The following is a 13,643-nucleotide window of genomic DNA, read 5'->3' on the forward strand; positions in this document are numbered from 1 at the left end:
GATTTTGATTATGAGAATATTGCAGCAATTTCCATTCCAATATTTTAAGAAAATTTTAACATTAAAGAAAAGCTACTGATTATAAAAGAAAATCAGATTTATTGATGACTATTCTTTAAGCGTTCAATAAAAAGCGGGATAACTTCTTCCATTCTCAATAGGGCACCCGACAAGTTTCTTGCTTTTACATAGGTACGAACCTGAGGTTTTGCAACAAATGAAAATTCTATGAACTCTGAAATTTTGTTGTCAGGAATTCCAGCCTTAACAAAATAATCATCCTCTACCCTGCTTCTAACCCATTCAATATGCTCCTGCAGATCATCATATTTATAAAGTCTCTTCTGCTTCCTGGCTTTACCGCTTACGAGATCATAAACTCCCTGTACATTAAGATTTCCCAGCAGGATAGGTAACAGTACACTTTTCACTTCTGCCGGTTTTTCGCGCATCTTTCCAATGGGCTCCGGAAGGCCAACAGCCTGTTTTACCTGCTCTCCTTTGTCTACTTTCGCAACAATTCTGGAATCCTGCTCCAGATCACCGGACAATTTCTTTACGATTTTTACTTCTCCAATATCTTTTGGAATCTGAAAAAGGGTTATCAGCAATTGTGTATTGGCACCATCTGTAAGAACTCTTCTGGAAACTCTTTTGAAATCCTCTTTTACAAACCTCAGTTCATCATTAGAATTGGCTTCAATAGAAAACATCCCCATCGAATTTGAATATGCCTTCTTATCGGTAGACATATTAACAATAGTTACAGCACTCAGATTGTCACCATTATCATCAATAATCCTTCCGGTTACAGTTTGCTGGGCTAATACAAGATGAGTACATAGTATTGTAAGGAAGAGAAAACCTTTCCCCCAATATATGCTTAGTATATTTTTGAGTTTATAATCCAATTTATTATAGATATAAAAGTAACGATATTTTATTTATCGTACAGTTTATTTATTTTACAGTATTCGTGAAAGACTGGTATCGTTTCCTGAGTCATTGACCTTTTTTACATTACCTCTGAACTTGTGGAGTACGATAAGACGGAATTCTGGTGAGTACAAAACGCTGAAATCTGTACAGATCCGCATCACTGCAAAATCCATATTTGAGGATCTTTTTCCTTTCAAAACCTCCGGCAAAAACATAGGAAATAAAATGGTCAATCAGTGGTTTCTCTATTTTAAGATTGGTAAAATAATCATCTCCAAGACTTGCCCGTATATAGTTCGTTAAATCAATATCATCCCATTTGTTTTTAGCCTTCCCAATCATGAATCCCTCTCCTTTTGGCTGTACAAATTCCCCTGGTTTTGCAGCAAGAATCCTCGGATCTGATTTCTGCGACATATATTTTCCAAGATCAGCCAACAGTTTTTCAACCTTTTTCGGCTTGTTATAGCTTCGGGAATCTATTTTCAGGTTTCCGGTAAGTCCCTGCTTTACCTCTACTTCGGGAATCTGAATGGTTGATCGGATGAGACTGATGTTCATAGGAGACTGTACATTTTCCTGAGATACTTTTTTCTCCACTCTATCATAACCGGCTTTTATAAAACGTAATTCATCACCTACTCTTCCGGAAATCATAAAATGACCATCACCATTTGACAAGACCATGTCGTCTGTCCGAATATTAACGACAGTAACATCCTGCATTTCCGCACCACTCTCAGCAACTATCTTTCCGAAGATATAATTTTGGGCATTGGAATGAATGAAGAAAATGAGTGATAAAAAAAGAAGTAGTTTGAATTTCACAGGTTATTTTTTATAGAGCAAAGCTAAAATTATTTTTAATTTATACCATAAGTTTAACCACCGTTAACGCCTTTTAATATTTTCTTTCTGTCTTTTGCTCCCGAAACTGTTAAATAGCCGGATTGAATTGTTAAATTTTCTTTTAAATTTTAGCTAACTTGCAGTCTCAATTCTCTTTTAACAATGCAAAATTCTTACACAGTCATCAATGCTTCTGCGGGATCGGGGAAAACATATGCCCTGGTTCAGAGACTTCTGATGATCTGTCTCCGTTACCCTAACCAACAGCAATCTATCAGGAATATTCTTGCCCTGACTTTTACGAATAAGGCTGCTAATGAGATGAAGGAAAGAATTCTGTCCTGGCTTGGGAATTTCGTCGCCAGTAATTATGCAGAGAATGCTGATCTTAAAAATATCCAGAAAGCCTTTGAAGAGCAGGGATTAAAAATTACTCTTGATGAACTGCATCTTCGGTCTAAAAGATTACTGGACCATATTCTTCATAATTACTCCACTTTAAATATCGGAACGATTGACCGTTTTAATTCCAGGCTGGTAAGAAGCTTTTCCTATGAGTTGGGGCTGGCTAAAAACTTTAACCTGGAAATTGAAGCAGAACCGTTTCTGATTGAAGCTGTGGATAAAATGCTGGATCAGATCGGTGAGAATGAAACAATCTCTAATTCTTTCATGGATTATGTGGATTATAGTCTTGAAAATAACGAAAGGATTAATCTAAACAAAAATCTTTACGACTCAGCAAAAGAGTTTGTAAAAGATATTCACTATGAGCATCTGAAAAATAATCAGAGTTTTGATGACACCAATTATGAAGACATCAAAAACGCGCTTAGGAAAGAGATTGTTCTTAATAAAAAACAGGCTGCAGATCTTGCTGCAAGTTCTATTGAATTGTTTAAATCCAAAAATATTGAAATTGAAGATTTTGCTCAGGGAAAAAACGGGATCGGAGGTTTCTTTACTAAGGTTATTGATTTTTACCAACAGAAAAGAGCCGGGTTTCCTTTTCCTACGACTCAGGAAGAGTCTGTAATCAATAATTACAGGAAAGGAGCCTCTTCAAAATCGAAGCATAAAGAAGCTGAAATTTTGGAAATTCTGGATCAGCTTATTGAAAACAGAATGAAACTTATTCTGTTGTATATTGAGACTCAGAAGAAGGAAAAGGTTTTATCTGCATTGCTTCCTTTAAAGGTTAATAAAGATATTCAGGATGAGCTGAAAAAAATTGAGGAAGAGAATGACCTTGTTCTTCTTTCAAAGTTTAATATTCTTATCAATGAAAATCTTAAAAATGAACCTTCTGCCTTTATTTATGAAAAAGTAGGTTCACAGTTTCAGCATTATTTCTTTGATGAATTTCAGGATACGTCAGAGTTACAGTGGCAGAATTTTGTTCCGCTGAGGGATCATAGTGTCTCTACTGAATATACTTCGTTTACTCTTGTAGGAGACCCTAAACAGAGTATTTACAGATTCCGGGGTGGGGAAAGTAAACTGATGCTGGATATTATCAACAAGAAAGAATTTTCACCTAAAGAAGCAGACCTTCTTGTTCTTAAAGACAACTGGAGAAGTGCCAGAAATATTGTGCAGTTTAATAATGAACTGTATCAATACCATTCTCTGGAGCTGGAAGAGGAACATAAAAATATTTTCGGGAAGGATGCGGAGCAAACTCCTAAATCTAAGATTGACGGGCGGGTAAGAGTAAACCTTATCGAAAATCTCACCAATGAAGAGTTTTATGATGATACTTCTGAGTGTATGCGAAAAGATATACAGGAATGTCTGGATAATGGGTTTAAGTTTTCTGATATTACGATTCTATGCCGTGGAAATTTTGATATTTTCAGTTATTCTCAAAAGCTGGGAAATTTAAAAGTGAATTACCATGGTGAGGAAACCAATATTAAAACTATATCTGATAAAGGTCTTACACTGGAGCTTTCCAATACATTGAAAGCAGTCATTGAGTTCTTAAGATGGGAAATCAATCCGAAGAATAAGCCATGCCTGATTATGATGATGTATTATCTGAATACGTTGGGAAAAATTCACATGGCAGATTTTACCCTTGAAATGAAAGAAATCCTGGATATTGAAGGTCATGAGGAAATTCTTCAGTTTATTCAGCAGAAATATTCGCTGCAGCTGAAGCAGGATCATTTCCCGAGATTCAATCTGTATAATTTTATAGAATATTACATCAATGAATTTTCAGTAGAAAATAAGGAAACTGACTTTCTGTTGAACTTTTTGGAAATGCTTTTCAATTTTACACAAAATGCGGGAGCAAGTACCAAAGAGTTTTTAAAATACTGGGATGAAGAAGCTTCTTCCTACACCATTCAGGCTTCTGAAAATATTGATGCTATCCAGGTCATGACGATCCACAAATCTAAGGGACTGGAGTTTCCTATCGTTTTTATTCCTATGATGAACAAAAACCGTGATAGCGAGTTTACCAACTGGTTTGAAACGAATGAAAATGATGCTTTAAAATCTGTCAACATCAATCAGTTCAGTAAGAATCTGGAAGTATACGATGAGGAAATTCAAAAGTTTAACAAAAAGAATTCTTATAAAAACCTGATCGATAGACTTTGTTTGCAGTATGTAGCAACAACAAGACCTGTCGAACAGCTATTTTTCTATCTTCAAAAGGCGAATAAAACCTCTAATAATCTTGAACTGTTAGAATTTATTCAGACAAAAAACACTGAAAACCTGGACTCATTTGATTTGTATGAAGTGAAGTCTGAAATGTTGAAAAAGTACTCAAAGACGAAAAGCTCATCTTTCAAAACCCAGAACATTCAGAACCTGAAGAATGTAAATGAAAAAAGTACTTCCATCAAAATTGCGACTCCGTCCAAAAATTATCAGGTACGAAATGAAAAAGTAAGAATCGGACTTTTTGTGCATGAGCTTTTATCGAAGATCAATACTGAAAAAGACATCAACAAAGTTCTGGAAGGATACGCACTTGAAGGCCAGATTACACTTGAAGAGAAAAATGAGATACAGAGCACTCTCCAGGAAATCATAAGAACGTATGCTGAGTTTTTTGATGAGAAATGGGAAGTCATCAATGAAAAAGATATCATGATCTCTGAAAATGGAGAAAGCCATATTTCAAGACCTGACCGTATTTTAAAAAGTGAGGAAGGTTATATTATTGTAGATTTTAAAACCGGCGAACAGAAAGATAAGGATGAAGAGCAGGTACAAGGCTATAAAAATATTCTTGAAAGGCTGGGTAAAAAAGTCTTGAAAACACAGATCATTTATCTGTAACTTCCTATATTTCAATTATTATTCTGATTTGCAGTCAATTAAAATAAAAGTAAAAAAGGATTTTTTTTAATTCGACCTTGAAAATTCTATTATCAGAATAGAACCGGAATAAAGTGTATAAAACGATCAGAGTTCTAACTGGATTTAATATCCTTATTATATTATTGACCTGTTCTCAGATACAACTTTTCTTAACAGTAATATAATACTTGTTGAACCAACGAAAGATATAGATTTAGTTGTATCTTTCGTCATATAAAAAACTACTGGAAAAACATTAAAAAAGCACTCTTAAAAACTAACACAAGTATTAATGCTTTAGCCATGAAAATTTATTTGATCTCGTTTCTTATAAGCGTCTTTATGATAACCTTATCCGGAATTGTCATATATAATATTCTGGATTATATTGATCCGCCTGTAACTGCAGAAGGTTTTAGGTATATGCCTACAGAAAGCCTCTTTAAATCTACTTTTTTCAGTATTATTATAGGTGCTGTAGTTTTTATTACCGCTATCAGAATACAGAGGCAAAGGCAGAATAAATAATTCTTCGCAGACTAAAAATACACAAAGGCTATGTTGAAAAGTTTCATCATTAAAAACTGGAAGATCTTATTCAATATCCAATGGATCAGCTTCAGTATTTTTATTATTTTAACAGCCCTCTATTATTGGGATAAAGCAGCTCATGTTTCTTTTAACAGAAGTGTTGAAACGATTAATATCCAGAGTCTGTTTTCTTTAGTCATGACATGGTTTTTTGTTTTTTTTACAGTGATTATCCTTGTATATCCTTTACTTTTTCTGATACAGTTCTTTTCAATTGGAAAAGGAAATGGCAAGAAACTATTCTTATTATGTGTCTTATACTTATTGACTATTGTTTCGGTATTCTCGTTATACAGCATCAACAGCAGTCATGCTATAAAAGCTATTCAACCTCTCAACTAATCCATTATAATCATGAAATTAAGTATTATAACTACAATACTATTCCTGTTTATCGGTTGTAAACAAAAAGCACAGACCTATAGTTATGAACGGGAAGATTCGGATGAAGCATATGTAATGGATTCATGGAGCCCAGAACATAAGGAAGATTATTATCGGAAAATCGGAAAACTTATGAGTGAATTTCTAATCCACGAACATTATAAAGCCCCTTCTGAATCAGAGTTTAACAAAACAGTAAATAAAAACCTAAAAATACCGGTAAACAATACAACATACCAGATCATCCCTTATCATATTTTTCAAAAAGACAGCGCCAGTGGTGATGCTTCCAGATTGGTTCTTTTTCCGAAAGAAAGGATCATCTCTTTTGATACAGAATTTCCCCTTTTGGATACATCAAGCTTAAAATATTACAATTCGTCTGATTATAAAAACCTTGATCATAGTGAGGAATATAATATTGTTCTTAATAAGTTATTGTTTACGCCTAATCAGGAGGAAATTGATAAATGGCTAAAGGATGAGCAATTAAATGATCTGTTTTTCTACCTGGTCTGCTGTTTTCATTTTGACAGTAATGAAATCATTTTTAGAGATGTTATTGGCAGAATAAAAAGTAATCCTGAGAAGTATAGTGCTGAATATCTGCAGCTACTTTTCCAAAAGGATAAGGCCATTATAGACCGGGATTTTATTTCCAGGATTGCAAAGCTGGATCATGATAAAAAATTATTACCTTATTTTAGAAGCGTACTAGTAGAAGAGTTTAATGAAAAAGAGCAGAGGAAGTTTGAAATTGAGCTAAATGAAGCCTATAAGTAATTTTCCTATATAACTCTTTATTACATATTGCTTATAATAAAGTCTGCTCACAAAAAACCGCTATTCCAAAGAACAGCGGTTTTTATATTATTGAAAACTTTTTCAGGTTTTAAGCAGTTGTATTAGGTGCAAATACTCTCTGAGAAAGTTCCTGATCAAAAAGGTATAATGCAGATGGGTTATCACATACCATTTTAATTTTCGTTACATACTGAGAAGCACTTGCTTCCTCTTCTACCTGCTCGTTGATGAACCATTGAAGGAACGATGTTGTTGCAAAATCTCCTTCTTCATTGGCATTTTTCACAATATTGAAAATACTTTTAGTAACTATTTTCTCATGTGCCAACGCTTTTTCAAAAATATCTGTTGCATTTTCAAACTCATGCGGAGGTTTTGGAATTTCTCCGATGATAATTTCTCCCCCTACATCATTCAGATAATCAAACATTTTATCAGCATGCATTAATTCTTCTTTGCTTTGTACTCTGAAGTAGTTGGCAATTCCATCCAGGTCTTTTCCTGAAAACCATGCAGACATTGAAAGATAATATTGAGCGGCGTATTGTTCGTGAGCAATTTGTTCGTTAATTAATTTTGCAATTTTTTCGCTAACCATAAGTATTAAATTTATAGTCAAAAATAGGGAATAAAAGCCCGAAATCAAAAGTTTTACAGAAAATTAATACAAAAAGGATGGAAAATCATCCATCCTTTACACATTAAAAAATTAAAATCACGAACAGTTATTTTACTTCAGGAGCAGCAGTATTCATAGGCTTTTTCATCATTCTTCTATCCTTCATTGCCATTCTTTTCTGTTCCATTTTAGCTTTTCTGTCAACCTGCCATTTATCATATTGTTCAGGAGTAAGAATCTTCTTCATATCAGCATCCATTTGTGCTCTCTTGGCTTTCATTTCTTCCATTTTCGCCTGTCTTACTTCTTTATTCTTTGCAAAGTCAGCTTTCATTTCAGCTTTTCTTTTTTCATGTAATGCTTTTACCTGTGTTACCTGTGAAGCATTAAGATTAAGGTCTTTTTGCATCTGCGCAAGATGTTCCTGCTCTTTCTGTTGCATTTTTTGCTGCATTTCTGCTCTTCTTGCTTCCTTGTCCTGTAGAGTTGCCTGTTGTGCCATTGCAAAACTTCCTATTCCGATAAATGCTATTGCTAAAACTAATTTTTTCATCTTTAAAAATTTAATTAATTGTTATTATATCTTTTTGATTACCTATTAAATCATAAGTTAAATTAACAAATTCATAAATAATGTTAAATTTTAACTAAAATAAATCAATAATAAATAAAAAAAGGACAGATTATAAAAACCTGTCCTTCACACCACTTAAATATAATATATGAAAATTAATTCCTTACCAAGCTTCCTCTAAAGCCTCCACTATTTCCACGACCTGGTGAAGAATTTTCAGATCTTTGCTGTCTGAAACCACCATTGTTTCCTCTGAAACCGCCATTACTTTCTCTAGCCGGAGCTGCTTCTCTTTTCACTTCACTGCCTCCTCTGAAGCCCCCGGAATTATTATTTCTTAAACCTTTGTTGTCTGAGTTTCCTCTGAATCCGCTGTTCTCAGAATCCCTTCTAAAACCTCCGGAATTATTGTTTCTGAAGCCTTCATTATCTGAATTACTTCTGAATCCGCTGTTGTTCTCAGAGTTTCCTCTAAAACCTCCAGAATTAGTCTCTTTTCCATTATTACGGAAACCACCACTTGATTCATTATTATTTCTGAAACCATTATTTGGTCTGCTGCTTCCTCTGATTACATCAAAAGTAGGATTATCATTTCTTCTGAACCTTGACCGGTCTACTCTGTAAATATTAATGTTTACATTTCTGTATCTGGGCATTACCGTATATCGCGGCATATAATAAGATCTTCTATAATTTTGGAAGTAAATAACAGGATTTGCTCCTCTGTAATAATTATTCTGAAAAACTACAAAGACTCTTGGTCCCATAATTCTTTCCAAAGCGTAGAATCTGTCATAGTACCATCTGTCCGGATTATATCTGTAAAAGTTATCCCAAGTAGAAAAACTTGCATACAGATTATTAAGTCTCATGATCTGATCTACCTGCCAACGGGTCAATCTGTTCTGTATAAAGAATCCATTCCAGTCGATATTGACAATACTGGTTCTGTAATCGTTATAATAGCTTTGATAATAATCACTTGGATAATAATCCTGAGGATAGTTATAATAATAATCATCAGGGAAATAATTTCTGTCATCTTCATCGCCGTAATAGCCATTTCCATTCTGATAATAACCATCATCACCCCAACCATTATTCGGATACTGCTGAGCAGACGTCAAAACGCCAAGCCCAAAAGCTAATCCCAAAAATATTTTTTTCATCTCTATAGTCGTTAATTGGTTAATATATAACAGAATATCTTAATTCTATCTTTTTGATTCAAATAAAAAAAAGAAGTTAAATCCTTAGATTAAACTTCTTTTAATATATATGTAATAGTCTGAAAATCAATTGTTAAATTTACATCCTACCACTGTTTTTTATCCAATCTCCAATTTTTTCATTGAAAACTTTCTGGTTTTTAAGCTCATCCAGATTTATATGCATTCTATAGCGCCAATAATGAGGGAAAACGGCAGGATTATTAATCCTTTCATTATCTATTTTAGGATTGGTAAGATTCGCATCCGTAGCCAGAAATTCCTGGATTGGGAAGATTGCCAGCATAGATTCGTTGTATAAATGCTGCTTCATAATGATCTCGGCTAGTTCAGGAGTTAATTCTTCCGGAGCTTTTCCATACTGAATCAGTTGCTGGTTAAAATATCTCTGAGTTAAAGCCGGGTCCTCTTTCCACCATTGTCTCAGTGTTGAGCTGTCATGAGAGGAGGCTGTAACTACATTCATATAACTGGCATTCCTTGGATCATAGAATGGGATATTCTCTGCAGGCATACGCTGAACTTTCAGGGCTATAATCGCCAGCTCATCCATTACAACAGGCACACAGGCAGGAACCATCCCCAGATCTTCACCACAGATCAGCATTTTTGTTGCATTCAGGATAACCGGCAGCTTCTCCATTGCTTTTTCGTACCACAAATGATCTTGTCTTCTGAAAAAATAATCGTGGTACAGATCATAAATACTTTTCTGTTCAGATCCCGGAAGATTTTGATAAGACTCTGTATTATAAACATTAAACCTTGGATGATAAACGGTTTCTCCATTTTTTTCTTCCGGTAAAAACAGGACATTGGCACAAAGGGAAATCAACTTTTCCTCAAGTGGACCATGTGGTTTTTTCTTAAAGAAATCTACAAGTTTTCGCTGGGTATCAAATTCTTCTTTAAAGGAATAGGTTCCATCTTCTTTACGATCCATAAATACAAGAGCTTTTCCACTATCTCCTGCAAAATTCTTCCATAAAATCTCATTGTTGATAAACGGCTTGCAATACCTGTCAAAGGTAAACGGAATCTGCCAGGCTTTAAATTCATCTGCAACAATAGGAACCGCAGGATAGAAATATCCTAAAATACCCTGTACAGCAGAAACAGGCATCCTCCATATTCTAAAGAAACCTAAAATATGGTCTATCCTCATAGCATCAAAATACTGTTCCAATGCTTTGAATCTGTTTTTCCACCATCGGTAGTCATCTGCTTTCATAGCTTCCCAGTTATAGGTAGGGAATTCCCAGTTTTGTCCTAGCTCTGTAAACTGATCCGGTGGTGCTCCGGCCTGGAAATCCATTCCGAACAGTTCAGGTTCAGTCCATGCTTCAACAGAATATCTATAGATTCCGATTGGAAGATCTCCTTTTAAAGAAACTCCAAGACTATGGGTATAATCTACAGCATCCTTCAATTGAACATGAAGCTGATACTGTACCCATGCATGAAGCATTGAAAGATCATAGTCTTTACTTTTTGTCGTAAAAAACTGTGTGATCTTTCCCGCAATATATTTTTTATGAGTTTTCCACTCATTGAAATTAGGTGTTTTGTATTTATCTCTCAATACACAGAATGCAGAATAAGGAACCAGCCAATATTCATTGTCCTTAATGAATTTTTTAAAGTTTCTGTCTTTATAAATTTTATCTTTTTCTGCCTGAAAAACGGCTGTCAAATACTTCCATTTCCCTTCGATCATTTTTTCATAATCAATAAGGTCAAGAGAATTTAAAGCCTCTTTCTCAGCTTCATAATCTTTAACTAATTCTTTCGGTAAAGAAAAATCAAGTTTTTCCAGTGAAATATATTGGGGATGTAAAGCATATACAGATACTGCAGCATAGGGATAGGAATCCGTCCAGGAATAATTGGCTGTTGTATCATTAATCGGAAGGATCTGAATGATTCCAAGATTTGTTTCCTTTGTCCAATCTGCTAATTTTTTAATATCAGAAAATTCTCCTACTCCAAATCCTTCTTCACTTCTCAATGAGAATACAGGAACAGCAACTCCGGCATCATGATACATCTGGTACCCTTTGAATCTGAAATAATGGTTGGAAACAATCTGTAGTACATCCGGTAATGGGTTCGCTATTGTAAATCTGTTTTCTCCTGTTTCTACATCTATTACTCTATTCTGTTTCGTATCGTAAATACAGTATTTAAACTGAATACTTTCATTTTCAGGAATCTCAACAGAGACTTCCCAAACCCCAAAATCTGTCTGGAATAAAGGAACTACCTTATGATAATCCCAGCTTCCTAATGAGGCTGTACTACCAAACAAGACGATTCTCCAATCCGGATTGTAGATAGGAGCTTCTATTCTGAATAGATGAGTATGCTTTTTTAAAATTGCAGATTTCTCAAGGCTAAAATCGTGTAACTTGTTATAAAGAATTTTATTATTTAAATAATTCTCCGGGAAGTTTTTATTATTCCACTCATCAAAGATTACAAACTCTTTATAATTGTGCGGAAAATTAAGATAATGCTGAACAAATTCGTCTCTTAAAACGTTTCCTTTTTCATTAACCACTCTGTACTGATAAGAAATGGATTTTGAAAAATAATCCACTTCACATTTCCACAAACCATTCTCTGCGCAAAACATCGTATAAACATGAGCTGAAGCTCCTGCTTCCTTAATCACAAGCTCCAGATTCTCTCCGGCCTTTACAATATATCCTACATTAAAGTATAGTTTCATCTATATTTTTTTATAAAAGTACATTTTAATATCGAAAAATAAAACTTGTTGAGTATCAAATAATCATTAAAAAACCTTCTCAATACAATTGAAAAGGTTCTATGATAAGTCTAATTTTACTGATAAATTTTAATGACCCATTATTGGGTAACAAGAATTTTCTTATTTATTATTACTTTTCCTGATTCATCAGCTATACTTACAATATAAGCTCCACTAATTAATCCTTTAAAATAAACCTTCTGATCCAAAGATCCATCCTTAACAGACAGGTTTTGAGTCATAACATTTTTACCGGACATATCGAAGACATTAAGCTTAATATTTCCTTTTACACTCTTATTATTAACATGAACATTGACAAACTGCTCATCAACCCTTGTAGGATAAATATCAAGATCAGTTAATGAAAGGCTATTCGAAGAAGTTCTGTCGTTTACAAAGTACTTACTTGCCAGATCATAAATATGCAGATTCTGTTCTCCCGGAAGTTGCTTTGCCTGTAAAGTCGCTAAATCTACTTCGTATAAAGGAGCTCCTTTAGCACTTGCTATTACCACTTTTCCCTGCGCATTTACTGCAGAACCGTTCACTGAATAGTTATCCGGAATCCCGGCAATTTTACCTACAAATTTTGCTTTTAATTCCTTAACAGATACTTTAAAAACATTCCCTGAAGCTGCAAAAACATAGAAATTATTATCTGCATCTGCAATCATATCACCTCCAAACCCAGTTTCTAACGTAGTAAATGAGTTTTTACCGTTAGAAGCATCATCCTTTATAATTCCAAGATCGTTAACCACGTACTGTCCACCTTTTTTACTGATCTGCAAAAACTGTGTTCCGGAGTTATTGGCAGCATAGATATTACCATCATATCCTGTAGCCATTCTTGTAATATGAGAATTAATATCACAAGACGTTACTCTCACGGCATTATTCTCTATTAAAGTAATTTCTTTAGTCTGAGGATTTAAAACATAAATATTAGAAGAAAACATAGGCATATATACCAGGTTATTGCTGGAAGAATCATAAGCCAATGCTGCCATAGTTACTGCCTGGGAGTTATTGAAAGAATTTTTATCTTCCGTCACCACTCCTCTTCTTGTCTGGGAAATAACCTTTGAAGATGATTCTGCAGTAAAAATCTTCTCACCTGAAGTCCCGTTCATTACATCCATCGCTCGGAAATCACTGAAATTAATACTTGGAGTATCCTTTCCTGCAATGGCAAAAAAATCCTGCTGAGCCTGTGCATTAATGCCTAGGAACAGTAAAAATAGAGGGAATAAATGTTTTTTCATAGAAAGTATATTTTAGATTCGTAATCATTTTAGTATGACTAAGTTACACAATTTACAAATTAGAAAAACAAAAAAAGGTTATGTTTTAGAAAAAATTTATAATAAATTCATCAAAATAATAAAAATATGTTAATTATAGTTTCACAATATATAAGGAGAAATAATAAATTTTCCCTTATTTCAAATATATTCTAGGAGCTTAATCCTGCTATTCACTCATACTCCTCGCGCCTTTCTATCCCAACACTTAAGCCCTGCTCTCCCACTCCTGCTGTGGGGTAACCGT

At 34.2% G+C, this 13,643-nt stretch carries 11 protein-coding genes; 4 read left to right on the forward strand and 7 right to left on the reverse strand.

Annotated elements, in window-relative coordinates:
• Window positions 1-98: 98 nt before the first annotated feature.
• The gene (locus tag DRF65_RS21375; protein WP_228438872.1) at window positions 99-911 is read right to left on the reverse strand and encodes a carboxypeptidase regulatory-like domain-containing protein; all 813 of its coding nucleotides are present in this window, start codon (window positions 909-911) and stop codon (window positions 99-101) included.
• A gap of 109 nt (window positions 912-1,020) precedes the next feature.
• Entirely contained in the window at window positions 1,021-1,767 is a 747-nt protein-coding gene (locus DRF65_RS21380) for a carboxypeptidase-like regulatory domain-containing protein (RefSeq protein ID WP_115972764.1), read from the reverse strand.
• A 183-nt stretch (window positions 1,768-1,950) separates the two neighbouring features.
• Between DRF65_RS21380 and DRF65_RS21385 the strand changes: the two genes are divergently transcribed.
• The 4 genes from DRF65_RS21385 (at window position 1,951) to DRF65_RS21400 (ending at window position 6,870) form a co-directional block, all read left to right on the forward strand.
• Window positions 1,951-5,091, forward strand: coding sequence for a UvrD-helicase domain-containing protein (locus DRF65_RS21385; protein ID WP_115972765.1), 3,141 nt, complete (start codon window positions 1,951-1,953; stop codon window positions 5,089-5,091).
• Window positions 5,092-5,454: 363 nt separating this feature from the next.
• Window positions 5,455-5,640 carry a hypothetical protein gene (locus DRF65_RS21390; RefSeq protein WP_115972766.1) on the forward strand — a complete coding sequence of 62 codons (186 nt, stop codon included), beginning with the start codon at window positions 5,455-5,457 and terminating at the stop codon, window positions 5,638-5,640.
• A gap of 30 nt (window positions 5,641-5,670) precedes the next feature.
• Window positions 5,671-6,045 (forward strand): hypothetical protein, encoded by a 375-nt coding sequence (locus DRF65_RS21395; protein ID WP_115972767.1) that lies wholly within the window; start codon window positions 5,671-5,673, stop codon window positions 6,043-6,045.
• Between the two features lie 12 nt (window positions 6,046-6,057).
• Window positions 6,058-6,870: a ubiquitin family protein gene (locus DRF65_RS21400; protein WP_115972768.1), complete on the forward strand. Its 813-nt coding sequence runs from the start codon at window positions 6,058-6,060 to the stop codon at window positions 6,868-6,870.
• 109 nt (window positions 6,871-6,979) lie between these two features.
• Here the strand turns inward: DRF65_RS21400 and DRF65_RS21405 are convergent, their stop codons facing one another.
• The 5 genes from DRF65_RS21405 to DRF65_RS21425 form a co-directional block, all read right to left on the reverse strand.
• Window positions 6,980-7,489, reverse strand: a complete 510-nt coding sequence (locus DRF65_RS21405; RefSeq protein ID WP_115972769.1) for a ferritin — start codon at window positions 7,487-7,489, stop codon at window positions 6,980-6,982.
• A gap of 127 nt (window positions 7,490-7,616) precedes the next feature.
• Entirely contained in the window at window positions 7,617-8,063 is a 447-nt protein-coding gene (locus DRF65_RS21410) for a hypothetical protein (protein ID WP_115972770.1), read from the reverse strand.
• A 176-nt stretch (window positions 8,064-8,239) separates the two neighbouring features.
• Window positions 8,240-9,256: a hypothetical protein gene (locus DRF65_RS21415; protein WP_115972771.1), complete on the reverse strand. Its 1,017-nt coding sequence runs from the start codon at window positions 9,254-9,256 to the stop codon at window positions 8,240-8,242.
• 139 nt (window positions 9,257-9,395) lie between these two features.
• Window positions 9,396-12,047, reverse strand: coding sequence for a 4-alpha-glucanotransferase (locus tag DRF65_RS21420; protein WP_115972772.1), 2,652 nt, complete (start codon window positions 12,045-12,047; stop codon window positions 9,396-9,398).
• 140 nt (window positions 12,048-12,187) lie between these two features.
• On the reverse strand, window positions 12,188-13,357 hold the full coding sequence (locus tag DRF65_RS21425) for a T9SS type A sorting domain-containing protein (protein WP_115972773.1): 1,170 nt from the start codon (window positions 13,355-13,357) through the stop codon (window positions 12,188-12,190).
• Window positions 13,358-13,643 lie beyond the last annotated feature (286 nt).

Source organism: Chryseobacterium pennae (genome assembly GCF_003385515.1).
Taxonomy (GTDB): domain Bacteria; phylum Bacteroidota; class Bacteroidia; order Flavobacteriales; family Weeksellaceae; genus Chryseobacterium; species Chryseobacterium pennae.

Coding starts and splice junctions, on each gene's coding strand:
- DRF65_RS21405 (WP_115972769.1), bottom strand. CDS start 7,489: ATGGTTAGCGAAAAAATTGCAAAATTAATTAACGAACAAATTGCTCAC.
- DRF65_RS21395 (WP_115972767.1), top strand. CDS start 5,671: ATGTTGAAAAGTTTCATCATTAAAAACTGGAAGATCTTATTCAATATC.
- DRF65_RS21420 (WP_115972772.1), bottom strand. CDS start 12,047: ATGAAACTATACTTTAATGTAGGATATATTGTAAAGGCCGGAGAGAAT.
- DRF65_RS21415 (WP_115972771.1), bottom strand. CDS start 9,256: ATGAAAAAAATATTTTTGGGATTAGCTTTTGGGCTTGGCGTTTTGACG.
- DRF65_RS21390 (WP_115972766.1), top strand. CDS start 5,455: ATGATAACCTTATCCGGAATTGTCATATATAATATTCTGGATTATATT.
- DRF65_RS21385 (WP_115972765.1), top strand. CDS start 1,951: ATGCAAAATTCTTACACAGTCATCAATGCTTCTGCGGGATCGGGGAAA.
- DRF65_RS21410 (WP_115972770.1), bottom strand. CDS start 8,063: ATGAAAAAATTAGTTTTAGCAATAGCATTTATCGGAATAGGAAGTTTT.
- DRF65_RS21400 (WP_115972768.1), top strand. CDS start 6,058: ATGAAATTAAGTATTATAACTACAATACTATTCCTGTTTATCGGTTGT.
- DRF65_RS21425 (WP_115972773.1), bottom strand. CDS start 13,357: ATGAAAAAACATTTATTCCCTCTATTTTTACTGTTCCTAGGCATTAAT.